Below are 25,626 nucleotides of genomic sequence, written 5' to 3'. Positions count from 1 at the left end.
AATAGATTAACTAAACCAAGTGTTATGCGTACGATTTTTTTATTTGCAGCTTTATTAATAGCTGGAACAACAGTGAATGCCCAAAAGGGTTTTAGATTAGGTGTAAAAGCGGGAGCAAACCTAAATAAGATTGATGGACAATCTTTCGACCAAGGATTTGATTTTTCTTACCATGCTGGTGCTTTTGTAGAATACGATTTCAGCAAACGCTGGGGTATACAGCCCGAAGTAATTTGGAGCCAAACTTCTACTAAGCGCGGTACTACTATTGATGCCATTTATTCTACTTTGCCTACCAATGTAAAATTGGATTACTTAATGGTGCCTGTATTATTGCGCTATAGCCCAATAGGACTATTGAGTTTTGTGGCTGGTCCTCAATTTGGCGTGTTGATTAACAAAAACGAAAACTTGTTGCAAAACGGCCAGCAAGCATTTAAATCTGGTGACTTCTCAATGGTATTGGGTGCTCAGGTAAATTTAAAAGTACTAAGAGTATATGGTCGTTATAATATTGGTTTGCAGAATATCAATGATTTCTCAGACCAACAAAAATGGACCAATCAACAAGTTCAGTTGGGAGTTGGATTAAAATTCTAAACCCCCAATTGCTTTTTTAAGGAACTGATTTCTTTTTTGAAAGATTTCAGTTCCATTATTTGTTCTTTAATGAAACTGTTGTCTTCTAACTTGCCTACTACTTCATTCATTTCGGCAAAGCTTTCATAAACCATTTTTCTAAAAGGATTGCTGTAATCTTTGGCTCTAGAATCGTGAATGCCTTTGGTGATCCATTCCATAGTAGCAACCGCACTGTTGAGCAAATAACTCAACTGGTGTTCGTCTAATTTATTAAGTGGTAGGTTGGTGATTTCTTTTAAAGTTGACAAGCCATGCATACATTTTTGCGAAGCATATAATTTTCCCTTAACTGCATATTGTGCATGCAAATCATCCCAGCCTTTTATTTTGCCAGCATTAATTTTTTTGCGGAGTTCAGTTAAATCTGCTTCAGGCATTAATTGGCCACCTAGGTTAATCCACTTGTCTCTAGAAAGCTTGCTGGGCAATTGTTTGCGCAGTTCAGCTAAATTGCTAGGCCCATTGGTTTTAATAAAGCCAATCAATTCTTTCACCCCATAAAATAATAAGACGTCTTCAAAAACTTTATAAGCTTGTCTTACTTTAACTAGTACAGTTTTCCTTTTACTGTTTTCAATATCTTCGGCAGTGATTGATAAACTATCAACTAATTTATTGTTGCTCTTTAATAAAAGTTTACCAACAGAGATAGCTTCTTCAACGTCTGTATCTGCCTTTTTTTCGGAACGTAAATAAGCTTTACCAGTATATAATTCTAATTTCTCTAAAGCAGTAAAAATTTCATTGATGCTATCGGGTGCTAAATAATTGTATTCGAGTTCTTGTGTTTTATCAAAACGTTTGTCTCTGTGCGCATATTTCCATGCATTTCGGGCTAATGCATACATATTATACAAAAACCAATAAGCCGGCATTATAGTTAGCTGGTCGTTCTTTGTATCGTTGCTGATTAAACAGAAGGGGATGGTGATATTTAATTCTGCAGGGTAGTCTCCTTTGTTAATCATGGTAAAAGAAGCAAAGACGGAATTGTGTTTTAAACTAACACATAGACCCGGCCAAAATCCACGCCCCATAATGATTTCACCATCTGCACTTCTGCTATTATGGTTAGATCCTATTGTTGCACCTGCAGCAATATTGCTTTGACCCATCACCAAGGCAGCACATAAAAAAGAATTATTGTGGTGTTGTTCGTGGGCAGGAAAAATTAAAGAGTTCAAAACTTCACAACAAGAAATGGTGGCGTTTTGACCTAAGTAAGAGTTGATTAATCGAGCACCATATTTTAATTGGGAATGATCGGCCATGATAAAGCGCACCGCTTTTACTCCGTAGAAAATTCTACAGCCGAGCCCAATGGTACCATTCACCATTTCGCAACCTTCACCAATTTGTGTTCTGCCTTCTGGGCCAGAATTAACAGTTAAGTTTTTTAATTTGTTAGCCCCTTTAAAATAAGCGTCGGAACCAACCCACACATCTTTAATGATATTACAATTCTTAATCACTGTTCTATCACCCACTTTGCCGTAATAACCTCTTTTATTGTTGAATTTTTTTTCAGTAAACTCCACTAGTTTAGATTGCAAAACCATGTCGTCTCTAAAGCGACTCCATAAAAAAGCGTCACCTGGCAGCATGCCATCAAAAGGCAATACTTTTCGTCCCGTATTTTCATTGCACAATTCTAACCAAATTCTGACTTCTTCTTTTTCATCGGCTTTAATAATACCGTTTCCAAACTTAGAATGATTGGTAGTTACCAATTCGTTTACGTTGGTAATAATGGCTTCGCTACCGATTATATAATGAGAAAGATAGTTTACATTGTTGATGACTACATTATCTCCAAAATCGCAACTGATAATGGTAGAGTTGTATAGGCCTACTGGTGTTTTTAAATCGCTAAACCCTAAACAAAGGGGTTCTAATTTTCCAATTCTAACCAAGCCATGAAACTTACAATTCTTTACTAGGTCAGGGTTAAAGGAATCTGAAACTAGAATATGATTCCAGTTGTCGGTTGTATTTCCATTGCGAACCAACTGTTCAATTTCATAAGCAGTGAGGGTTCGGTAATGTATACCGTTGCGCATCTGCATGTTGCGCAGATAATATTCATCCTTTCCCTTTGGAATATGGTGGTCTTTAATGAATCCGTAACCTAATGCTTCAAGGGGGGTCTTGGTAATATTATTTTGGGCCATATTTCATTATTCTAATACAACGAATGTTCGTTCGTTTACAGTTATTACCAAATATACAATTGCTGTGAAATATTTACTAAATACCATATACCGAATACGCTAAATACCAACAGATGGCATTCCCTTTTTGGGAATATTAGATTTGTTTGTAATACAAACAGGTTGGTATTTTTTGAATTCGTGACTAATTAGCCCAAAGCTCTAGATTGATAATTAAAAACAATTGGGCTTTGTAAATAATTGATAATGAATTACTTATCTTTTTTATAGGTTTTTGAAAAAACCGTTCTCCCTAATCTTAGGCATATATTACCCTTGTCCAGTCGAACAAATTTGTGCTCATTAAATCAGATGTATGAAATTATTAACGACTGTTCATGGCCGAATATTATTTAAGCTTCTAATTATTTGCTCGTTTTTTTTAGCAAGCTGTAGTAAGGATATTGAAGCTGATCCTATTGCAATAGCAAAAGCAACAATCGTAGGAGCAGCCAACAATCCGACTATCTGGAGACTAACTGAAGTAAAGGTTGATGGTTCTTTAGAGTCAAATCTTTCTTTTGTAAGCTCTATTGGTGCAAATACTTATATGATAACTTTTTATCAAGGGGGATCATTTAAGGACAGCGATGGTGTTGTAGGAAAATGGGATGTGCCTAATCCCCAAACTTTATCTACATCTTATATCAATCTTATTTCTGGAGTAGAAGTGATACAGAGCTATATCATAGAAGAAAGCAACGGTAGCATTTTAAAACTTAAATACACCTATCAAGGTAAAGTAATTCAGTTGACTTATGTTACTACGGGTAAATAAAATATTCATTTTCTTTTTCATCAGTACAATCTTATCTGTTGGTGCATCTGCACAGATAACAGGAAAGTTTGTGATTGGCGGCTTTGGAAATATGGGATCAACTGAAATGATCCATAGCGCCCCTGCCATCATTGAAAGTGAAAAGTGTCTGGAGGTTTCTAATGGGCTTAAAGTACTCTTTAATTCCAAGCCAGGTAATTTTACACTCACCTGTCCTGAAACACAGAAGCTTGATTTACAAGTGCTGGCTTATCCTATTCCAGTGACTGACTATTTAAATGTGAAAGTGCTTAATTCTCAAAATTTAGCCACTAACGAACAATACTTCCTTCACGTAACTGATTTTACAGGTAAGGTAGTTCAGATTGTTAAAACTGATTTTAGTTCATTAATTAGTGGGGCAAGAATTCCAGTTTCGAATCTGCTTCAAGGTAATTATATCGTTTCGCTACTTAGTTCAACCGCGAGACTTCAAAGTATCAAATTCATTAAAAATACCAAATAATGTTTAGTAGAATCATTGCCATCTTGAGCTTGTTAATTGCCTCTATTTTAATAGGGGCTCCTGCATTGAAGGCGCAGAAAGCAGGTGTTCCCAAGGGGATTTTATTTCAGGCAGTAGCATTAGATGCAGCAGGTGTTCCAGCATCCAAGCGAACGGTACATGTAAAGACCACCATATTACAAGGTTCTGCCAATGGAAATACGGTTTATGCGGAAACCTATGAAGTGAAAACTTCTGGTGATGGTTTGTTTACTATTGTTATTGGACAGGGTCAAAGAAATTCAGGTGTAAGTTCATATAGTTTAATTGATTGGGCCAATGGTCCCTTTTTCTTAAATATTAAGGCCGCTGTTGCTCCAACAAATCCAACAGCAGGTTGGGTGCCAGAACAGCAGTACATTAACATGGGAACATCTCAGTTCCTCTCTGTGCCATTTGCAAATTATGCTGGTAATGTAAGCGGGCTTGAATTAAAAATGAATTATACAGATACGGCTGCTATGTTGAAACCATACATGCTAAAATCTGATGCAGAAAGTTTAAATAAAAGAATTGATACTAAGTTAAATATCACCGATACCGCGGAAATGCTGAGATCTATTAGATCAAGTATAGTTCTAGCAAGTGGTAATCAGCTAGGTGGAGGTTCTTCATCAGGATCAGGAATATCAGGCGAGAAGGGAGACAAGGGTGAAAAAGGAGATAAAGGAGAAAAGGGAGATAAAGGTGATATAGGCGTTACAGGTGCGGAAGGAGCACAGGGTCCTAAGGGTGACAAGGGTGATGCAGGGGCGCAAGGTTTAAAAGGTGACAAGGGAGATAAGGGAGACAAAGGATTAGATGGTGCAAAAGGTGATAAGGGAGATAAAGGATTAGATGGTGCAAAAGGAGATAAGGGAGATAAAGGAGATCAAGGAGTTGCAGGTGCAAATGGTACCAATGGAGTTGACGGTGCTAAAGGAGATAAAGGAGAAAAGGGCGATAAAGGAGATCAAGGAGTTGCAGGTGCAAATGGTATCAATGGAGTTGATGGTGCTAGAGGAGAAAAAGGAGAAAAGGGAGACAAAGGATTAGATGGTGCAAAAGGAGAAAAAGGAGATAAGGGAGATCAAGGAGTTGCCGGAGTTAAAGGAGACAAAGGAGAAACTGGAGCACAAGGTGTGAAAGGTGATCAAGGTGCCGCAGGTACAAATGGAGTTGATGGTGCTAAAGGAGAAAAAGGAGAAAAGGGAGATAAAGGAGAACAAGGAGTTGCAGGTGCAAATGGTACCAATGGAGTTGACGGTGCTAAAGGAGATAAAGGAGATAAGGGGGATCAAGGTGTTGCTGGAGTTAAGGGTGATAAAGGAGATACTGGTGCACAAGGAATTCAAGGAGAGAAAGGATTAACGGGCGATAAAGGAGAAAAGGGAGATAAAGGATTAGATGGTGCAAAAGGAGATAAGGGTGGAAAATCCAGTCAAATTGATCCCCTAATACCAGCGTAAAGTGACCCCTGTTCGCCAGAGCAAACTGACCCCCTTTCGCCATTTTAAATTGACCCCCTAGATATCGGTATAAGAATTAGTTGTTTTCGTAGGAAAAAATCGGGAGGTTCTTGATTCATCAAGTCCTTTCCATTCATGTCTAACAAAACAATTGAGATGTTTACAATACGCCAGATTCTCCGTCTTTATGCTTCAGGGAAGGGAACAAAATCAATTAGTCAATCAACAGGGATTGCTCGTAATACTATTAAAAAGTATCTGTATCGCTATGTTTTATCGGAGAAAACAATAGAGCAGATAGAAGCGATGAGCGATGCTCAGATGTCTCGGTTGTTTTTAATTAAAGAGCCTATTGTGTTATTTAATAGGCGACAAGCGGATTTAGAACCACTTCTTCCATTACTCGCTAGTATGCTTAAGAAACGTGGTGTAACAAAGGGTAAGGTTTATGAGTTTTATTTAACCCAGTGTACTGATGGATATAAGAGTTCATCCTTTTTGGATAAGCTTAATAAGTATATGCAGCAAGGTAAGCCCTCTTTAAAAATGGTACATAAAGCAGGCGATAAAATGTTTGTGGATTTTACCGGACAAAAATTACACTTGGTGGATGCGCAAACGGGTGAGATAAGTGAACTGGAAGTTTTTGTAGCTATCCTAGGTTGCAGTCAACTCACTTTTGTAATGGCAGTACACTCCCAATGCAAAGAGGATTTTATTTTATGCTGTGAACGTGCCCTTCATTTTTATGGAGGTGTTCCCCAGGCTATTGTGCCAGATAATTTAAAGTCGGCAGTTACCAAAGCCAGTAAGTATGAGGCACAACTCAATGAAACCTTCGCTGCTTTTGCAGAACATTACCATACGTTTGGATATCCAACTCGTACTTATAAACCTAAAGACAAAGCGTTGGTAGAAGGTGCGGTTAAGATTAGTTACACAACTATTTTTTCTAAGATTGATCAAAAAGTTTACCACACATTAGATGACCTCAATAAAGACATTCTTGTTCATTTAGCTATACACAATAATGCTAAACTTACTGGTGAGAACTATAGCAGGATGCAACAGTTTATGGAGATAGAAAAGCAAACATTGCAACCGCTAAATCCATATTTATTTGAGCCGATGACTTCGCAGCTATCATCTGTAAACAAATATGGGCACGTGTTGCTTAGTGTTGATAAACGATATTACAGCGTACCCTACAAGTTAATAGGTAAGCGGTTGAAAATAAAGTACAGCACTACCAAGTTGTCGGTGTATGATGAAAACGAAGTGGTAGCCGTTCATGATAGATATATCGGCAAAGGACTCAAGTATATTACTATCCAAGATCATCTTGCCACCCAGCATAAGTATGCAGCTGATTGGAATCCCCAGAAATTTATGTCAACTGCTAGCGCCATCGGGGAAAGTGTAGCAGCATACATAGCCAAGATATTAGCGCGTGAAATTTATCCAGAACAAAGTTATAAATCTTGTTCTGGCGTGTTAAGCTTTGCCAAACGCGTAGGTAATACTAGACTCGTTAATGCGTGTAAACGAGCAGATAGTTATGGTATCTATAACTATGGTATTATTGACCAGATACTGCGAACAAAAGCAGATACAATCCCAATGGAAGATGAGATACTGAATACAGATATGCCATCACATGAAAATGTACGTGGAGCAGAATACTACGAATAAAGCTTTTATCACTAAATTTTAAAACCAACATTAATGAACAAAGACACATTAAAGAAAATGGGCGATATGCGCCTACTTGGAATGCAAACTGCTTTTAAAACTTTTGTAGAGCTCCCACCTCCGGTTAGCTTTACCAATGATGAAATGGCGCAGTACTTAGTACAAAACGAATGGGATGATCGCAAACATCGTTCCCTCCAGAGAAATATTAAAACAGCTAAGTTCCGCTATATGGCAGATGTAGACGGTATTGACTTTAGTAATAAACGAGAACTGGATAAAAATCAAATAGATCGCTTGCTTACTTGTGAGTTTATAAAAAAGGGACAAGATGTATTTATTACTGGTAGTACCGGAACAGGCAAGAGTTATCTGGCATCCGCCATTGGGCGCCAAGCCTGTTTGTTTGCGTTTAAAGTTTACTACACCAATACCGCCAAATTACTATCCATCTTAAAAATGGCCAAAGCCGATGGCTCACACCTCAGAGAGCTTACTCGTATAGAAAAACAAGACTTGTTAATACTTGATGATTTTGGTATCCAGGCTTTTGATGCTAGCGGTAGAGCATTACTAATGGATATAGTAGAAGACCGACATGGTAAACGAAGTACTATTATTGCATCACAGGTTCCAGTAAAAAACTGGTACGATGTGATTGGAGAACAAACTGTAGCCGATGCTATACTTGACAGACTGGTTCATCAATCAGTACGTGTAGAGTTAAAGGGGGAATCTTTACGCAAACTAAAAAAAGAAAGCAGCACTGCAGAAACCGAGAAAAATATTTAATCAAAATAGACAAAATAAATCCTACGTTTGAAAAACAATTACAACTAGTTCTTTACCATTTTTTAGGCCTCAATCAATCCATTATTGGAAAGTGTTTCTTAGGGGGTCACATTGCTTTGGCGAATGGGGATCAGATTGTCTGGTATTTACACTTTAAGCACCAGAAACAATTCAGAACTTTTACTAACAAATGGAAATAATTACACGTAAGACCTTTTTTCAATCAGACGAATTTGCTGACACATTTATATGTGATATGCAAAATTCTTACTCTGTTGATCTCGATGAATCAATCCGTTCTGACAAAAAGCAGTTGAAACAAAATTTCGACCACCGTCAACAGTTTAATCAGAATAATTCGCCAGTCACAGGGAATTGCGTAATTGTCTATCCTGCAATAAACAGAAAAGATTATTGCCTCAAATTACCTGAGAGTATTACCCTTTTTTTAAAAACACTAGGTTCTCAAAAAGTGACCCTTCTTGATTTCGTTAACACGGATTTTTCTGATTTTCCATTTGAGACATTTCAAAAAAGAAATATATTTAAACGTATAAGCCGTGGTATAAAACGCTCCTATGTCATACAGTTCAGTGTAGATATAATAGTGGATATATTTCCCCTCTTCTTTTTTTCACGCAGGTACGATATTCCTGTTATTCTGATGATCAGTGATGGCGAAGTTCCTGTATCGTTACGACTTTGTGATGATGGTAACTTGCATCTTAATTTTCGAGAAAAACATCATGAACAAGTGATTGCGGCAGCAACCGTCGCAGGGTTTGTAATTGGTGATATTGAATTATGCAGGGGATATAGCGTGAGTTTTTTATAATTTCTTGCACCACTATTAAGAAAGTTCCTTTTAAAGGAATTTTGCAAAGGGGTTACTTTTTTCCATGATCAGCGTTCGTTCTTAAATAGCCAAACCAGAATAGATGGCATATACAATTCCAAAAACGTGCTATTTTTCTTCAGTATAAAGGCCTCAAATAATTATTGGGTTTCAAAATCAAATACAAATAAGCCTTCTCTTACTTTATTAAGAGTTTGTTTTAGTACAGAATTTGCATTTTTTTAAATATATATAAATTGTAACCCTAAAACCGTTCATTAATTCTGCCGCCATACACCCCTTATCGAATGCCCCGTCCCTTTTGCCCTAAACTCACTAAATAGTTCGTTGCCGTCATCAATGGAAAAGAAATAAGCAAAGTCTGCGTCATGTGAATCCCGAAGCCAGAAAGCTGTATATTCTTTGATGCTTTCAAATCCACCGGTTTCTGCTCTTACGCCTGCAGGCAATGCTGTAAACCCAGTAGAATTATCAGCTTTGTAAATAGTAGGATTCCATTCTTTTGGTGGCCTTAGTAATCCCCCCTCCATGGGCCCCTTTGGATTGACCATTAATAAACGGGACACTTCACTTTTTAAATTAAAGATATTTTCGGTTTCTGGTATAATCCATCCATCGGGCAACAATTTTCTTTTATCAATAGTAGCATAATAATTATAAAGCCTTCCATATTTTTTCCCGTTGGCAGGATCGTTTTCATAGTAGCACCATGCTGGTGTTTTACTTTTTTCTGCGGCAATCCACTCTTCATTTGTGCGGGCCTCAAGTATTTTATCTCCATTGCGGAATGTGTCTACGTTTAGGTTATTTTTCATCCATACGTCATACCCAACCTGTACCCATTCCACAATGTTATCAGCAGGTTTTTTTATTATCACAGGCTTTGGGAGGTTATCACCTTTTACACAACGAACAGGGCCCATGGAAAAAAAAGCAGCCCCTTCGTCTTTGAAACACATCAAAATAAAGGTTTTCAACCCATAAAACGAAGAGCGACTAGATGTAAACCAGAATGTGCTGTACACTACACCTTTCTTCTCGGAAAAATAATCCTCTGACTCAATTGCATTGAATCCATATTTGTCGGTTCCGTTAGGTACACAAGATTCTGGATCAAACATGCCTTTTTTCCAGCCCATCTTACTTTTCAATTCATGAATACCTTTCACAGAATTTCTAAGTTCCTTCCAGTCATTAAGAGATGCAATTCGCCAACCATTAGGCGCGAGGCCACGGGGATCCATGATTGCGGCCATGTTATAGATTGCGCCAAATTTACCTCGGTTTGAAGGATCAAAATTGATATAAGCATATGCAGGGATGTTGTTGTAAACCGCTTTATCATAATCTTGCTTATTGGCGCAATACATCAGCTTATCGCCATTACGAAAGGCATCCACATCAAGATTAGATGTAGCCCATTCTAATGCCCCAATTTTTGTGCTATTAGGTTGTGCTGATAAAACAAAAGAAACTAAAACAGATAGGGCGCAGAATATTCCCGTTCGCTTTATTTGTCTTAAAATCATATATTAAAATTTAGAGTAAGATAGAATTTCTTTTTATATCAACCCGTATTCTACGTTGAAAACCTGCATGTTTGGAATGAACCAATTTTAAAGCAGTCTCAGGATCAAAAATTAGTACATATGAAGGTAAGAGTTTAAGCCAAATGGAAGCCAAAAATGATACTTATGGCAAAATCCCAATCAATAGCTATATATGCAATGATTGTGACCACAACCTAGTTAATAAAAAAATATTACAAGCGTTTAACCATATGCGCAAGCTATGCGGTGCACCAGATCCAATAAGCTTTGATGAATAATTAACATTTGAATTTTAAATAAAATTGATTTTTAATCTTTTATAAGTAAAATAAATATCAGTTATTGGGTTGCCTTCTAACTATTTTTACACTTTCTATAAAAAACTGGTATTTAATTATTTAGTATTTTGATGTGCAGAATAATTAGACTATAATGGCGTTTAACCAACTTCCAGTAATTGATGCTTCTTCAAAAAACAGTGAAACATCCACCCGAAGGATGAATGAACAGATCAATCTCAAAACCGGGTTTAACTGCAGGCCACAAGTTCCTGATACCGGGATAGATTATGAAGTTGAATTAGTGATCAATAAAACACAGGCATCTGCATGGCAGTTTCCAATCCAGCTAAAAAGTATCGCCGGCCAATTTGAAAGAGTTAAAAATGATGCATTCATTTCATACTCATTTGAAACCTCCCGATTGGGTTACCTTATGCGCAGATTACCTGCTAGGGGGTTGATCGTGTTATATAGTGATTCGGAAAATATATTATTGTTCGATTATGTTGATCGGATCTATGAAAGATTAATGGAAGAGCGTATTTCAGATGAATGGAAAAATAATAATAAAGTCAGTATTAATATTCCAGCCTCAAATATACTTGACCCAAAAGCAGTACATCAGATTCATCAGGTCTTTGTACAGTTATTTGAGCAAAATGAAAGAATGCACCGGGATCATGGATCTAAATACAAGCTGCCGCTCGGCGATCTTACTGCTTCTCAAACTGATCTCTATAGCATCGAGGATATTAAAGCGATCCTGCTTAAACATGGGATGTCATTTCTGAACAGTTATGATATTCGGATCGTTTACCGACTTCTTTCAAAGCTAACGCATCAGCAGATCCTAGAGGATGATAAGTTGCTGGTAATGGCGGTAGTGGTTTATGCTGAATTCGGTCAATATGCTGAATCGCTTATGTATTTTAACAAACTAAATAAGCGTAATCCTCAACTTGTAGAAAGTGAAATAACTCTACAATTCAGTAAACTCAAATCAGATTTATCACTCGCCAATATTACCCAGGATGAATTTGACATCCGACTGAAAAAACTTGGTGAAAATGCGAGCGGCGGTATTGATAAAATCACTATTGATATCAATTCGATATTCTACGAATTGCTTGCTGTAAAATCCTTTCATCCGATGCCGGAAGACTTGTCTAGCAAGATCGAGAAATTGTTTAACGATATCGAAGCATCTCGGCAACCCGAGGATATCAAGTGTATGCTTGAACTTTGGAATACCGAGAACCTTATGATTCTGTTTAATGGCATCAGGCATAGAGCGTTTAGTGAAGTGAGGATAATGGAAACTTTAGGCAGATCATTTACCATGCAGGAGCGGCTAGAAAAAGTTACGTTACTTATTGAACAAGAGAAAGAATACACTAACCGACTTGATGGCCTGAATAAATATGCAAAAGCAAACGACAAAAAGCTTCTGCTCGCTCACGTTTGGGCGTTAAACAATCGTGGAACATACTCAAAGCAGTTGGATTATTATACTTTTCAACCAGTAAGGGAAACTATAAAAATCAGCAAGGAACTAATATTTAATAATATTATCCTCGGACTGCAAGCCTATAACCTTTTTATGGAACTTGATCATCTCATGGAAGCTTACCATTCTCTCTGTACTTCCATAGAATTGATTGATGTCTCCCGGAAATTTCTTGACTATACTGATCCGATTGATAGGGAAGATTTATTAGGCAAAAAACAATTACTCGAGCAACAATTTGACGGTGTTCCGTACGAACTGTCAGCCGAGAAACTCGCTGAGAAAATTAAAGTGCATGAGCCTATTAACTATCATCCCGATTCAATGGATTTCCTGAAGGATTTCGACGACCTTCAAATGGAGACCTTGGCAAGGATTACAATGAATGCGACTCACTTACAGGAATCTAGTCTCTCCTTTATTATAGATGAGATGAAAGGGTATAGGACATTTTTCAATTCAAACGCAACAGGTAAACTACTCATTCTGCAATCTCCCTCCAATGTCGGACCAAATGGTGAACGATACCAATCTCCCATCCGGTTTATCTTGAAAAGCAGGGAGACAGGTCTCGAAAGCAGTGAAGCTACTGATGTCGCCAAACTTCTCTCTGATTGGGGATATCAGACTAGTGTTGTTAATAAAGAATGAAAGCAAAAAATTGTTGAATAATTAATCAAAAAAAATTTAAGTGGTAGCGGCTTATCTGAAAGTAATAGCAGATAACAAATGTTCAGTAGAGAATATTACTGGGCTGCTGCTAACAAAACTTTCAATACAGTACATTCATTGTCGAGAAAAATAATATGTTATGTATTTTCTATGAGGGAAGTAGTATTCATTAATTCTTTACTTACACTCCATCAGATGTGATATTAACGTATAGAAGATGTTTTATACTGTGAACTGGTAAGCGTAATTTCCAGCTTTTTTATGTTCGAGAATAGTTTTGAACATTACAGAACGTACAGGTACTTTCCTGAATGTTACAGAACGTTCCAGAACAGAATAAATCGTTCCGGAACACTAAGTTCCTAACGTATTCTCTGTAAAAATTAGGAATTACTATGTATGGCTACTTTTAGTAGCCTTATGTAATTCTGCTAACAAGGACTTTCTTTCATTCCTTAATGACCCAATAATTAATTCATTCTGTTGTAGGTCATATTCAAGCATAGCAGTTTTTGAGGTTAAATTATGTATGGATTCGAGGTTTTTCAATGTATTTGCCTTTAACTCTAGAATTTCCTTTGACATTGTAATTGACGATTTTATTGCAATATAGGCGACACCTATTATGCCTAAGCCGATTAATATGAAAGTGGTTTTGATTTTTACGTTTTGTGCTGGTTTATGATAACGTTCTATCATCCACATTACTTCTTGGTTTATCATGTTTTTGAATTTTTATTGATTGTTTAAATGGGTTAATAATTATGTTGTAGCCTAAAAATTCTAGATAACTTTCTTGATATCCATGGCTGATTGTTATGTAGTTGTTTAATGCAATTCCATATGCCTCTAATATTTGTAGGTTTACAAATTCGCCATGAGTGGCAACTGTTTCTTCAATTTTTGTTTTTGTTTGCCTCTGCACCGCTGCCCAATCCAAAAGTCGATCTTCATGTATTTGGTGTTTCTTCTGGTACTTTCTTCTACGGCAATTGTGGTGAATTCCGTTTTCATCTACATACTCACTACAATGTCTTTTTGTCTTGCGTTCTTGGTCAGCAATAGGTTCCCCGCAGTCCTCGCATGCACGTCCTAAAAGGTAGGTTAAGGATGGTTTACTGGAAATTTCTTTCTTTTTCGAGTTCATATTATTCTTAATTAAACATTAAAGATCGTAAGATTTTTTGTATATGTTATAAAAAATCTTACTTTAGATTAAAATTTAGATAAAAATACGCATTAATTTAAAACATGAAAAATGATTACTTGAGTTTGTTGGATTTGGAGATGAGCTACTTTCAGCCAATTTTACCATTAAAAGACTTTGCTGGAAAAGATGGGCAATCGCTTTACAAAAGCCTTCCTTTTTGGAGACGTAATAACTTATTGCCATTTATTAAAGAAGGTGGTTGGGGATTGGAGGTAAGTTTGTCTCAACTAATTTGGCTAAGAATATTGGACAATCTTCGGGCTTTAGGCTATCCAGTTAAGGATACTGAAAAAGTAACCGACTATTTTTTTAAAGATGCATACTTTGATGATCTGCCAACAAAAAATTTATTACAACAAAAAGAAACCCTTATAAAAAAACAATCAAAAATTAAGCTTGATGAGTTTGAGCAGCAAATGTTAGTAGATATTGAATACATATTAGGAGACAAACTATTATTATATGGGTTGAAATTTGATATTAGTTACTTATCCGATTTGGTTGTTTGGTGTGTAAAGATGGGAAAGGAAGCAGGTGTTTTAATTTACCCAAATGGATTAGTAGTAGAAAAAAGAGGTGAAGAGTTTACAAACCACAGCAAAGCACCATTTGATGTTGAAGCACCGCACATATATATATCAATCAAAGGCTTGCTAAAAGAATTTGTTGATAATAAAGAGCTTTCAAATATTGTTATACCTTATTTGCTTGAAGATGAAGAGCGCTTAGTGCTTAAGGAGTTGAGAAAGAAAAATATCAAAGAAATAAGAATATTAATTCAATCAGAAAAAATAATGAGGGTTGATACTCAAGTTCAACAAACTTTTACAGATGAGCAGGCAGAACAAGTAAAAAAAATACTTCATTTAAAAAACTATGAAGAAGTAACAATTAGTACCAGAGATAATAGAACAATTACATTTAATAGAACAACGAAGAATATGACTTCCGGTAAAACCGGCTCGAAGAATTAACAGCATACTAATCGCATCCCATTAAAGGGCCGAGTGGTGAAATGTTAAATCATCATGGATCAAAAATTTCAATCCAATGAAAATGAACTAAAAACAATTCAAATTTTATCAGAGATTATCGCTAATCAAATTATCAAAAAATTACTTCAAGATGAACAACTTGGAATTACAGCTTCAGCAGATGACAACCAAATTTGCCAAAAAAGCGAAACCGCCTAAATGGAGGGAGGGGAATAGTATTGTAAATTATACAAGGGTGTCCGATGTCTCTCAATTTGACAATACATCCCTTGAAACTCAACGAAAAGATGCTATCGTATTTGCAGCCAAAAGGTCATTTGAGATTAAAGCCTTTTTTGGTGGCGAGGCGGAGTCGGCCAAAACGGATGAGCGGAAGGAGTTTAAATTAATGCTTAATTATGTCAGGAAAAACAAGGATGTAGTAGCCATATTGGTTTACTCATTTGAGCGTTTCTCAAGAAGTGATCATGCACAAGAACTTATTATTGATTTAAGTAAAATGGGTGTTAAGGTAATTAGTGTGCTACAAGATATTGATGTTACTTCACCTGCTGGAGAGTTGCAGCAACAAATATTCTTTGCTTTTGGTAAGTATGATAACGATTTACGAAGAACCAAAACCATGCGTGGTACTTCTGAATTAATTGAACAGGGGTATTATATTGGTCACTGCCCATATGGTTATACAAACCTGAGAAGAAAGGAGAAAGCCAAGTATCACGAATATGTAATCAATGACCAGGGCAAGTTTATGAAAATGGGCTTTAAATGGAAAGCAGAAGGTAAATGGAGCAACAAAGAAATCGTAGACCAATTGCGCCAATTAGGGTCAACAATCGAATATAAAAGCTTTTATCGCCAAATTACCAATCCATTTTATTGCGGATATTTTGTGAATGCATATTTCCCTGGTAAATTAATTAAAGGGCACCATCCTGCGCTAGTTTCTATGGAGTTATTTATGAAAGCAAATGAGGTTGCAATTACTAATCCACATAAGGGAATTGCAAAGAAATTCAAAGACCCCGACATGCCATTAAAGTCGTTTTTAAAAAGTGAGCTCACGAACTCTCCGTTTACTGGCTATAAACAAAAAGGGTATATCTATTATAAAACCAGAGGACATGCCGAACCTGTTAATGAAAAGGCTACAATTATAAATAAGCTTTTTATGGAGGAGTTGGAAAAATATAAGATTAAACCAGCTCATATAGAAGAAATAGAAACACAAGTAAAGGAAATTGTATCGCATAAGTTTAATGACAAACTACAGGAGGATGTATCTAGAAAAAGAAAGATTACAGAATTGACTGATAAAGTGGAAGCACTGGAAGAAAGGTTTATTAATCAGGAATTCACCAAAGAACTTTACGATAAATACAGAAACAAATACATAGATGAAAAGAAGCAATTAGAAGAGGAAATTGTCAAAAGTGATTTTAAGAGTTCGAACTTAGAAAAGGCGATTAAAAATGGTTTGGATATTTTGCTAGACCCACTGCAGTTATGGGTTTCATGCGACTATGACGATAAGCAACGTCTTCAATATTTGCTATTCCCGGAGGGAATGAGGTATGATAAGCAAAATAGGCGAGTTCGAACTCCAAGAGTAAATAGTGTAGTTTCTCTAATATCAAGTGTAGCAAGGGTTTCGGAGGAAAATGAGAAAGGCTACCTCGTTGGAAGTAGCCTTGATTCTCGTTTCGTAGCCGGTACGGGAATCGAACCCGTCTTTGCCCCGTGAAAGGGGGCTGTCCTAACCGATAGACGAACCGGCCATGGTTTTATCTTTCGGGTTGCAAAAATAAGAGGCAAATTGTTTTCTGCCAAACTTTTTTATCAAATTACGCAAATTGATTTTAGAAACTGTAAATTTGCCATCCTAACGCTAATTAATCAAATTAAAACAGCTATCAATGAGTACAGTAAAAGTTGCTATTAACGGTTTTGGAAGAATCGGTCGCTTGGTATTTCGTCAGATTTACAATATGAAAGGTATAGATGTGGTTGCAATCAACGATTTAACCAGTCCAGCGGTATTGGCACATTTATTAAAATACGACAGTGCACAAGGACGTTTTGATGCTACTGTAACTTCAACAGATGATTCAATTGTTGTAAATGGTGAAACTGTAAAAATATATGCACAACGTGATCCAGCTCAAATTCCTTGGGGTGAGCATGGTGTTGATGTTGTGATTGAGTCTACCGGATTCTTTACAGATAAAGACAAGGCAGAAGCGCATATTAAAGCAGGTGCTAAAAGAGTAGTTATTTCTGCTCCTGCTACTGGAGATTTAAAAACTGTTGTATTTAATGTGAATCATGGCATTTTAGATGGTTCTGAAACCATTATATCTTGTGCTTCTTGTACTACCAACTGTTTGGCTCCAATGGCTAAAGTGTTGAATGATCAATACGGAATTTTAACAGGTATCATGAGCACCATTCATGCTTATACCAACGATCAAAACACATTGGATGCACCTCATCCTAAGGGTGATTTAAGAAGAGCAAGAGCAGCTGCTGCTAATATTGTTCCAAATAGCACTGGTGCAGCTAAAGCAATAGGATTAGTATTACCTGAGTTAAAAGGTAAACTAGATGGAAGTGCACAACGTGTACCTACTATTACTGGTTCATTAACAGAGTTAACTACTATTTTAAGTAAAAAAGTAACTGCCGAAGAAATCAATGCTGCAATGAAAGCTGCTGCAAACGAAAGTTTTGGTTACAACGAAGATGAAATTGTAAGTTCAGATATTATTGGAACCCATTTTGGTTCTTTATTTGATGCTACTCAAACAAAAGTAATGACCGTTGGTGATACTCAAATGGTTAAGACAGTAAGCTGGTACGATAACGAAATGAGTTATGTAAGTCAGTTGGTTAGAACTGTTCATTATTTTGCAGGATTAATCAGCAAATAATCATTTAATAATAGCATTAAAAGCCGTTTCGATTTTTCGGGACGGCTTTTGTTTTTTGGTTAAATTGCCTTTAAATATTTTTTTATGACGAGTCCTTTTGTAGCTTTTAATTTTTCCGGGAAGAAAGCCTTAATTAGAGTAGATTTTAATGTGCCTTTAGATAAGCAAACCTACGCCATTGGCGACGACAATCGTATGCGTGCTGCAGTTCCTACAATTGTGAAAATTTTGCAAGAGGGTGGTGCAGTTATTTTAATGAGTCATTTGGGTAGACCTAAAGAAGGACCAGAAACAAAAAGTTCATTAATACATATCATAGGTCACTTGCAAACTTTACTTACTAATGCAATGAGTAAAGAAGTATTGGTGCAATTTGCCAATGATTGCATAGGCCAAGAAGCATATGATAAATCTGATAATTTAAAAGCGGGCGAAGTTTTATTATTAGAAAATTTACGATTCTATAAAGAAGAAGAAAAAGGAGATCCTGCTTTTGCAGAAAAACTAAGCAAGTTGGGAGATGTATATGTAAACGATGCATTTGGAACTGCGCATCGAGCGCATGCATCCACTGCAGTAATTGCGCAGTATTTTAATGCCGATAACAAGATGTTCGGTTTATTAATGGAAGGTGAAGTAAGGGCAGCTGAGTTGGTTTTACATAAAGCTGCAAAACCATTTACCGCAATTATAGGTGGAGCCAAAGTGAGCGATAAGATTTTAATTATAGAGAACTTATTAGAACGTGCAACAGATATCATAATAGGTGGCGGAATGGCTTATACTTTTATGAAAGCACAAGGGGGTCAAATAGGAAAAAGCCTTTGTGAAGAAGATCGATTAAATACGGCTTTGGATATATTAAATAAAGCTGCAGCTAAAGGAGTAAATATTCATTTGCCAGTAGACAGTATTGTTGCAGATAATTTTGCTGCTGACGCCAATACCAATATTGCACAGAGTAATCAGGTGCCCGATGGTTGGATGGGATTAGATATTGGGCCCAAAGCTGCTGAGTCTTTTGCTACTACTATTAAAAGCGCTAAAACCATTTTATGGAATGGTCCAATGGGTGTTTTTGAAATGGAAAAATTTCAGCATGGAACCAAAGCTATTGCTATTGCTGTAGCTGAAGCCACTGCTAATGGAGCATTTAGTTTAGTAGGCGGTGGCGATAGTGTTGCTGCTGTAAACCAATTTGGTTTTGCAGATCAAGTGAGTTATGTAAGTACAGGGGGTGGTGCAATGCTAGAATACTTTGAAGGAAAAGTATTACCAGGAATTGCTGCTATTGCTGTTAAATAAATTTAAGCTACATCTTCACCAGTTGCAGCTTTCATCATTAAGAACCAGTCTTCTTGGGTTAGTTTGATGGAAGCTGCAATTTTTGCTTGCGCCAATCTTTCTGATTTAGTAGTTCCAATTACTGGGATTATTTTTGATGGATGGGTGTTCAGCCATGCAATCAATATTTCATTTAATCCAGCTACATATTTTTCTGCTAACAATGATGCAGCATGTGTTATGCTTCTGTAATGCGGATGCAAATCATCTGTAAGCAAGCCACCGCCTAAAGGCGCCCATGCCATAGGGATGATTTCATTTTCTATGCAATTGTCTAAAATTCCGTTATAAAATGGGGAAGTGCAAATAATAGATACTTCAACTTGATTGTATTGTATGGGAACCCATTTACGCAACATATTTACTTGATGGGGTAAAAAATTGGATACGCCAAATGAATGAACCTTTCCTTGTTTTTGTAAAGTCTGAATTGCTTCAGCCACTTCTTCAGGGTTAAGTAATGGATCGGGACGATGAATTAACAGCACGTCTAAATAATCTGTTCCAAAGTTTTTTAAAGATTGTTCTGCAGAACGAATAATATGTTTTTTACCAGTATTATACGATTTGATATTATGGTTGGGCCTGTTCTCCGTAACCATTTGAATACCACACTTTGTAATTAATTTTATTTGTGAGCGTAATGTTTTGTCTTCTTTTAATGCATCTCCAAACTCTTCTTCTGTGGTATAATCTCCATAAATATCTGCATGGTCAAAACTATTCACGCCAATAGCTAAACAGGCTTCAATCATTGACCTATATGCTGCGGTAGAAAAATTAGCGCCCCATTTACCCCAACGCATGCAACCTGCAATTGGGCTACTTAACTGTTCTTGCTGTTTCATATTTTAAATATAGGGATAAAAAAATCTCGTTCTGTAAACAGAACGAGATTTATAAATCGGTAGGTTAAATAGATTAATATCTGTTGTATCCACCACCGCCGCCGCCGTTTCCACGATCGCGATTACCGCCACCGTATCCACCGCCACCGCGATTTCCACCACCGCCGCCACCGTAGCCGCCACGACTTCCGCCGCCGCCACCACCATAGGGCTTCTTTTTAAAGCCGCCTCTTTCGCCTTCAGGACGAGGGGTAGATTCGTTTACAACAATTTTGCGATCCATAACATCAGTGTCATGTAAAGCAGCGATAGCAGCGCGAGCTGCATCATCATCAGCCATTTCAACGAAACCAAAGCCTTTGCTACGGTCGTTGTTAAATTTGTCGGTAACGATTTTGGCACTGCTTACTTCACCATAGGGAGCAAACAGATTTTGCAGGTCTTCACTAGACATATTCCAGTTCAGATTTCCAACGTAAATGTTCATTTTTAAGAAATTAAGTGATCAAAAAACCAAAGCTAAAATAGTAACCAAAAACCCTGAACCATTTACGTAAAAACGTTCTGAGACCTGGAACTTCTGCATTTGGACAGTTAAAGATAGGGTTTTTAATGATTTGGCAGTTTTTTTCCAAAAAAATGACAAATCTTTCTAAATAGCCCAAAATACCGCTTATGCGGTATTGTTCTAATTAAACACTGCAGCTATTTTTATTAAAAAATAAGTATATGCGTTCTTTATTGCTTTTTGTATTATTTGGAATGTTTTTTTCATCAATTGTTGCCCAAAGTATAACGGTTGTTAAAGAAAGCTTTGATGACAACCGATTTGGAATTAGTTCTAATACTCAACTCACTAAAAAGGATTCTGTTCTTTATTTTATAGACAAAGGAAGTTTTCAAATGAATAATAAATTCTATTTAGGAAGTAGTACTAGATGGGTAACGCATACTTATGGAATGAGTGCAAAAGCAAATACTAGGTATCAGGCTGATTTTTTTCAAATTTCAGGTTCACAATCATACGGGTATGGTATAGTAACACATGCAGTGGATGGAAAAAATTTTGTGCTTTTTGTAGTTGCTGCCAATGGATATTATTTAATTAATGTAGCATCCAATGGCAAGCTAAATAATGTTTCCAATGGTTGGGTAAAATCTACATTGGTTAAAACAGGATATAATACTATCAATCAGTTAGCAGTTGAAATGGATGGAGACAATTTTAATTTCATTTTAAATGATGTGTCGGTAAAGCAAACTCGTTTACCTGGTCAATCGAATGGTTATAATATGGGATTGGTTTCTCATGGTGGAATGCATGTAGCTATGGATAATCTTCAGATTCAACAATGGTTACCCAATAAAATGATTCCAGGAAAAATTGAGCCAGGTTATACTCCAATGACCAAATATCCTCTAGCTTTAAAACCTATTCCTACTAAATCAAAACAGCCAGAACTTTTTGGAATAACCGAAGGTCAATATGGGTTTAAATATGGATTGGTAGATAAAGATGGATTTCGATTCGTTGATCCTTTATTTCGTTACGCAGATATTATTGAAAACCGCATTGTTGTAAATGAAGAAAATTCTGCTTTTAGTGGCGTGTATGATTTACTGGGTAATACCATTGTTCCGCCTATTATGAAAACCATCGGTTTCAAAAAAGATAAAGAAGTGATCTATTTTTCCTGTAAATCTGAAAACGGTTATTGGGGTTTAATTGACCAATCAGGTAAAACAATTTTACCCTTTGTTTATAATTATTTAGATAAAGTATCCGAAGGATTGATTTATGCAAAAAATGGTAAGGGGTGGGGAGTTATTGATTTAAATGGATCAGCTGTTGTTCCATTTGGTACTATTGATGATGAAGATGAAGTTAAAAAAAGAAAGAACCGTTATCCTGTTCTTTATAAAAAAGGACGAATCATTGTAAAAGCTAAGTTGAGTGATGGTGACCAAATTGGAGTAATGGATAATTATGGCAAGTGGGTAATACCTCCTAGGTTTCATTCTATTTCTTTGATAGATACCAATCAAGCTTACAAAGTAGCAATCATAGATCCTGTTGATAAGACTAAGATTAAATATGGTATTATAGATTACTATGGTAAAGAAATAATTCCTTTTAAGTATTCAAGTATTTCGCTTGAAGGTAAAAACTATACCGTTGCAGAAGGAGATGATCCCGATGGCTTTGATTTAGTTGATTTATCTGATGATGAATTGTGGGAAGCTTTGGGTGCGGAAGAACAAACTGATTCTAGAAAATGGGGGATGCTTAATAATACAGGGGCAATTATCATACCAATTAAGCATTCATATATTTCATCAACAGGAGATAAGCAAATGGTTTTGGTTGAAGATGAAATAAAAGATAGCAATTCAAAACAAACCAAAATAATTAAAACATTATACGATCTGATGGGTAAATCTTGGTTATCCTTGTCTTCTTACGACTCATACAAATACGATTCATTATTATTTAAAGGAAAGCCCAAAGGAGATTATAGAACCGCTTATCCTTATTATTCACATGGATTGATTAATGTAGCAAAAGCGGGGAAATGGGGGTTTGTAGATAAAACAGGGAAAGTAGTCATGCCATTTCAATTTGATCATGCAAGTGCATTTTATAATGGTGCTGCTTTAGTAAAAAAAGGAAATGAGTGGTGGTATATCAATAAACAGGGTAAGAAAATTTCAGAAGCTGAAGCGAATCCCAAAAAGGGTATTAATTATAGCAATAAAGAATTACCACCATTGCGAGCCATAAAATAACTATAAAAAGCTTGCATTTATCAGGGGGATAAAGGCAAAAAAAATGCCCCGAGTAATCGGGGCATTTACTATTTTGTCAGTTAAAGATTAACCTTCTATTACTTCAAATTCAATCTCTGTATTGTTTCCGTTGCCAAAGTCGATAGTTGCTTTATAAGTTCCTAACTCTTTAACGTCGTCTACAATAGTGATGCGCTTACGATCAATCTCATAACCTTTTTGGTCACGGATGGCACGAGTAATTTGTAAAGAAGTAACTGCACCAAAGATTTTACCGCTGGTACCAGTTTTTGCACCAACCTTTACAGGAGATGATTTCAATACATCTATTACTTTGTTGATTTCAGCCAACATAGCAGCTTCCTTCTTTGCTTTAACTTTCAGTTTTTCTTCTAATTGTTTCATATTAGAAGGACTAGCTTCAACAGCAAATTTTTGAGGAATCAAATAGTTACGAGCATATCCGTTTTTAACGGTTACTAGTTCGTTTTTACCGCCTAAATTGTCTACGTCTTGAATTAATATTACTTGCATGTTTTGTTTTTTAGTCCCAGCGCCCAATCATTTGATTTTGATTTGACTGTCTCACGCTTTGCGTGATTAGGGATGGTTAACTAATTGGTCTATTTCAATAAATCGGTTACGTAAGGCAACAATGACATTTGACGTGCTTTTTTAACAGCATCAGTTACTTTACGTTGGTATTTCAAAGAGTTACCAGACAAACGACGAGGTAATAACTTACCTTGTTCGTTAATGAACTTCTTCAAAAATTCTACGTCTTTATAGTCTACGTATTTAATACCGTATTTCTTAAAACGACAGAATTTCTTCTTTGGCTTCTCTTGCTTAATAGCGGTCAGGTACTTTATTTCGTTCTTTGCCATGATTATGCTTCCGCTTTTTCAATTTTAGGAAATCCGCCATTTCTCTTAGTGTAGTTGTACTCGACGGCGTATTTGTCGAGACGAGTAATCATGTGACGCATCACTTGCTCATCACGTAGTAATTGGATCTTCAACTTCTCAATTCCTTCAGCAGGAAGAGTGAATTCTAAAACCCAGTAGATACCAGTGGTTTTCTTTTGAATAGGGTAAGCGAGTGATTTCAATCCCCATGGATTGTTGTGAACGGTTGTACCGCCCAGTTCAGTGATCAGGTCTTGGAACTTCTTTTGAGAAGATTTGAAATCTTCTTCAGAAAGAACCGGTGTAAAGATCACCATCAATTCGTAATTGTTCATTACTTGAATTTTTTTGGTTAAAAATTGGTTTTGCCCAGTGGATTCTTGCAAGCAAGAAAATCTGCCAAATACAGATTTGGGGCTGCAAAAGTAAGTATAATAGGGTTCTCAACCAAATTAGTAAGCCTTAATTTGCTGAATTGTGAATTTAAAAGCGATTAAATTATAAATATTTATTATACCTAAGCTAGAACTATCTTTTCAACACCACATAAGTAGGATAATGGTCACTAAATCCCCCTCGATAGTGATTCCCATCCCAGGTTCGCATAGGATAGCCCTTATACCTTCCGGTATTTTCTGTCATAAAGGGCTGGTGGTAAATTCCTGCTTTTAAATAATGCCAATTCTTTGAAGTACTATCAAAAAATGAGTGAGACAAAAGAATCTGATCAAATAATCCCCAGACATCTCTATTGGCGAGCGTTCCAATCCCCCTATTATAATATGGTACCCATGGATTTAAAAATATTCCATTGTGTAAATTTTTTAGTTCTCCCGTTGCTCCCAAGACTTCTATGATGCTCTTGTCTGTAGGATTGTCGTTCAGGTCTCCCATCACAATAATTTTTGCGGCAGTATTTTCTCGTCTAATGGAGTCTGCGTGTTTTCTGCAAAGTTGGGCAGCAGCAGCTCTTGCAGGGGCACTTCTTTCTTCACCGCCTCTTCTACTTGGCCAATGGTTTACATAAATATGTATTTCTTCACCACTCAGTTTCCCTTTTACATATAAAATATCTCTGGTAAAATATGCTTCTTTGCTTTTTCCTGGAAGTGTTACTTCTAGTGCTTGAGCAAAATATGGATGAAAATAATCGGATTGATACAATAATCCAACATCTATGCCTCGCGCATCTCTTGAATCAAAATGGATAACCTGGTATTTTTTTGACCTAATTAAAAAATGCTTTACTAAGTCATTTAATACCGTATCATTTTCAATTTCTGCAACCCCAATAATTGCAGCACCTCTCGGGTGCATTTGAACGCCAAAATCTTTTAGTACATAGGCCAACTTAAATAATTTGTTGGTATAAATTTTACCAGTATAATGTTTGCCTCCATTGGGTGTAAATTCATCATCATTTACTAATGGGTTATCAGTGGTGTCATATAAATTTTCTAGGTTGTAAAAACCAATTACTGCAATTTCAATTGGTTTTTTTTCTTGCCATCCCAATGCAAGGCATGCTATGATTAAATATGACCATTTCATTTGAGCAAAATAACTTTTACAATATGGTCATTCATGCAGTATTTAAAGCAAATGTTTCCGTTTTTTGACTGGGTTTAATTA

At 36.4% G+C, this 25,626-nt stretch carries 24 protein-coding genes and 1 tRNA gene; 14 read left to right on the top strand and 11 right to left on the bottom strand.

Going from position 1 to position 25,626, the window contains the following annotated elements:
* Window positions 1-24 precede the first annotated feature (24 nt).
* Window positions 25-600: a porin family protein gene (locus tag Q8S25_RS02970; RefSeq protein WP_305534712.1), complete on the top strand. Its 576-nt coding sequence runs from the start codon at window positions 25-27 to the stop codon at window positions 598-600.
* Here Q8S25_RS02970 and Q8S25_RS02965 read toward each other — a convergent pair.
* Window positions 597-2,813, bottom strand: coding sequence for a DUF4954 family protein (locus tag Q8S25_RS02965; RefSeq protein ID WP_305534710.1), 2,217 nt, complete (start codon window positions 2,811-2,813; stop codon window positions 597-599). The genes Q8S25_RS02970 and Q8S25_RS02965 overlap by 4 nt on opposite strands.
* 355 nt (window positions 2,814-3,168) lie before the next feature.
* Here Q8S25_RS02965 and Q8S25_RS02960 point away from each other — a divergent pair, with 355 nt between their 5' ends.
* From Q8S25_RS02960 to Q8S25_RS02935, 6 genes are all read left to right on the top strand, one after another.
* Window positions 3,169-3,630 carry a hypothetical protein gene (locus Q8S25_RS02960; protein WP_305534708.1) on the top strand — a complete coding sequence of 154 codons (462 nt, stop codon included), beginning with the start codon at window positions 3,169-3,171 and terminating at the stop codon, window positions 3,628-3,630.
* A complete protein-coding gene (locus Q8S25_RS02955; protein WP_305534706.1) occupies window positions 3,611-4,135 on the top strand; it encodes a T9SS type A sorting domain-containing protein in 525 nt (174 codons plus the stop codon). The genes Q8S25_RS02960 and Q8S25_RS02955 overlap by 20 nt, the downstream gene beginning before the upstream one ends.
* Window positions 4,135-5,622, top strand: a complete 1,488-nt coding sequence (locus tag Q8S25_RS02950) for a hypothetical protein (RefSeq protein WP_305534704.1) — start codon at window positions 4,135-4,137, stop codon at window positions 5,620-5,622. The genes Q8S25_RS02955 and Q8S25_RS02950 overlap by 1 nt, the downstream gene beginning before the upstream one ends.
* Window positions 5,623-5,778: 156 nt before the next feature.
* The gene (gene istA, locus Q8S25_RS02945) at window positions 5,779-7,314 is read left to right on the top strand and encodes an IS21 family transposase (RefSeq protein ID WP_305534702.1); all 1,536 of its coding nucleotides are present in this window, start codon (window positions 5,779-5,781) and stop codon (window positions 7,312-7,314) included.
* A gap of 33 nt (window positions 7,315-7,347) precedes the next feature.
* On the top strand, window positions 7,348-8,106 hold the full coding sequence (gene istB / locus Q8S25_RS02940) for an IS21-like element helper ATPase IstB (RefSeq protein ID WP_305534700.1): 759 nt from the start codon (window positions 7,348-7,350) through the stop codon (window positions 8,104-8,106).
* Window positions 8,107-8,296: 190 nt separating this feature from the next.
* Window positions 8,297-8,941, top strand: coding sequence for a hypothetical protein (locus tag Q8S25_RS02935; protein ID WP_026752403.1), 645 nt, complete (start codon window positions 8,297-8,299; stop codon window positions 8,939-8,941).
* 278 nt (window positions 8,942-9,219) lie between these two features.
* On the opposite strand, the gene Q8S25_RS02930 is transcribed toward Q8S25_RS02935, so the two are convergent.
* Entirely contained in the window at window positions 9,220-10,491 is a 1,272-nt protein-coding gene (locus Q8S25_RS02930; RefSeq protein WP_051408608.1) for an FISUMP domain-containing protein, read from the bottom strand.
* Window positions 10,492-10,944: 453 nt separating this feature from the next.
* Between Q8S25_RS02930 and Q8S25_RS02925 the strand changes: the two genes are divergently transcribed.
* Window positions 10,945-12,951 (top strand): DUF4365 domain-containing protein, encoded by a 2,007-nt coding sequence (locus tag Q8S25_RS02925; protein WP_026752402.1) that lies wholly within the window; start codon window positions 10,945-10,947, stop codon window positions 12,949-12,951.
* A gap of 414 nt (window positions 12,952-13,365) precedes the next feature.
* Here the strand turns inward: Q8S25_RS02925 and Q8S25_RS02920 are convergent, their stop codons facing one another.
* Both Q8S25_RS02920 and Q8S25_RS02915 read right to left on the bottom strand, forming a co-directional pair.
* The gene (locus Q8S25_RS02920; protein ID WP_026752401.1) at window positions 13,366-13,695 is read right to left on the bottom strand and encodes a hypothetical protein; all 330 of its coding nucleotides are present in this window, start codon (window positions 13,693-13,695) and stop codon (window positions 13,366-13,368) included.
* Window positions 13,652-14,119 carry a hypothetical protein gene (locus Q8S25_RS02915; RefSeq protein ID WP_026752400.1) on the bottom strand — a complete coding sequence of 156 codons (468 nt, stop codon included), beginning with the start codon at window positions 14,117-14,119 and terminating at the stop codon, window positions 13,652-13,654. The genes Q8S25_RS02920 and Q8S25_RS02915 overlap by 44 nt, the downstream gene beginning before the upstream one ends.
* A gap of 104 nt (window positions 14,120-14,223) precedes the next feature.
* Between Q8S25_RS02915 and Q8S25_RS02910 the strand changes: the two genes are divergently transcribed.
* From Q8S25_RS02910 to Q8S25_RS14700, 3 genes are read left to right on the top strand one after another with little or no spacing between them, the layout of a single operon-like run.
* On the top strand, window positions 14,224-15,156 hold the full coding sequence (locus tag Q8S25_RS02910) for a hypothetical protein (RefSeq protein WP_026752399.1): 933 nt from the start codon (window positions 14,224-14,226) through the stop codon (window positions 15,154-15,156).
* A gap of 54 nt (window positions 15,157-15,210) precedes the next feature.
* Window positions 15,211-15,375, top strand: coding sequence for a hypothetical protein (locus Q8S25_RS02905; protein WP_161631517.1), 165 nt, complete (start codon window positions 15,211-15,213; stop codon window positions 15,373-15,375).
* A complete protein-coding gene (locus Q8S25_RS14700) occupies window positions 15,308-16,921 on the top strand; it encodes a recombinase family protein (protein WP_081720548.1) in 1,614 nt (537 codons plus the stop codon). The genes Q8S25_RS02905 and Q8S25_RS14700 overlap by 68 nt, the downstream gene beginning before the upstream one ends.
* On the opposite strand, the gene Q8S25_RS02900 is transcribed toward Q8S25_RS14700, so the two are convergent.
* A tRNA-Glu gene (locus Q8S25_RS02900) sits at window positions 16,884-16,955 on the bottom strand. The two genes, Q8S25_RS14700 and Q8S25_RS02900, sit on opposite strands and share 38 nt — an antisense overlap.
* Window positions 16,956-17,093: 138 nt before the next feature.
* On the opposite strand from Q8S25_RS02900, the gene gap reads away from it, so the two are divergent.
* Entirely contained in the window at window positions 17,094-18,107 is a 1,014-nt protein-coding gene (gene gap, locus Q8S25_RS02895; protein ID WP_305534692.1) for a type I glyceraldehyde-3-phosphate dehydrogenase, read from the top strand.
* Window positions 18,108-18,191: 84 nt separating this feature from the next.
* Window positions 18,192-19,412 (top strand): phosphoglycerate kinase, encoded by a 1,221-nt coding sequence (pgk, locus tag Q8S25_RS02890; RefSeq protein WP_305534690.1) that lies wholly within the window; start codon window positions 18,192-18,194, stop codon window positions 19,410-19,412.
* A gap of 2 nt (window positions 19,413-19,414) precedes the next feature.
* On the opposite strand, the gene Q8S25_RS02885 is transcribed toward pgk, so the two are convergent.
* Window positions 19,415-20,299 carry an aldo/keto reductase family oxidoreductase gene (locus tag Q8S25_RS02885; protein WP_305534688.1) on the bottom strand — a complete coding sequence of 295 codons (885 nt, stop codon included), beginning with the start codon at window positions 20,297-20,299 and terminating at the stop codon, window positions 19,415-19,417.
* Between the two features lie 73 nt (window positions 20,300-20,372).
* On the bottom strand, window positions 20,373-20,786 hold the full coding sequence (locus Q8S25_RS02880) for an RNA-binding protein (protein ID WP_295188357.1): 414 nt from the start codon (window positions 20,784-20,786) through the stop codon (window positions 20,373-20,375).
* Window positions 20,787-21,028: 242 nt separating this feature from the next.
* On the opposite strand from Q8S25_RS02880, the gene Q8S25_RS02875 reads away from it, so the two are divergent.
* Window positions 21,029-23,086, top strand: coding sequence for a WG repeat-containing protein (locus Q8S25_RS02875; protein WP_305534686.1), 2,058 nt, complete (start codon window positions 21,029-21,031; stop codon window positions 23,084-23,086).
* Between the two features lie 87 nt (window positions 23,087-23,173).
* On the opposite strand, the gene rplI is transcribed toward Q8S25_RS02875, so the two are convergent.
* The 4 genes from rplI to Q8S25_RS02855 form a co-directional block, all read right to left on the bottom strand.
* On the bottom strand, window positions 23,174-23,620 hold the full coding sequence (gene rplI, locus Q8S25_RS02870; RefSeq protein WP_305534684.1) for a 50S ribosomal protein L9: 447 nt from the start codon (window positions 23,618-23,620) through the stop codon (window positions 23,174-23,176).
* An 89-nt stretch (window positions 23,621-23,709) separates the two neighbouring features.
* Window positions 23,710-23,973 (bottom strand): 30S ribosomal protein S18, encoded by a 264-nt coding sequence (gene rpsR, locus Q8S25_RS02865; protein WP_026752391.1) that lies wholly within the window; start codon window positions 23,971-23,973, stop codon window positions 23,710-23,712.
* Between the two features lie 2 nt (window positions 23,974-23,975).
* Entirely contained in the window at window positions 23,976-24,329 is a 354-nt protein-coding gene (rpsF, locus tag Q8S25_RS02860; protein ID WP_305534681.1) for a 30S ribosomal protein S6, read from the bottom strand.
* A 193-nt stretch (window positions 24,330-24,522) separates the two neighbouring features.
* Complete coding sequence (locus Q8S25_RS02855; RefSeq protein ID WP_305534679.1) at window positions 24,523-25,545, bottom strand: endonuclease/exonuclease/phosphatase; 1,023 nt, start codon at window positions 25,543-25,545, stop codon at window positions 24,523-24,525.
* Window positions 25,546-25,626: the final 81 nt, after the last annotated feature.

This window comes from Sediminibacterium sp. (assembly GCF_030695065.1).
GTDB lineage: Bacteria > Bacteroidota > Bacteroidia > Chitinophagales > Chitinophagaceae > Sediminibacterium.
Note: the sequence above shows the minus strand (reverse complement) of the source record. Positions and strands in the feature narration are given on the sequence as shown.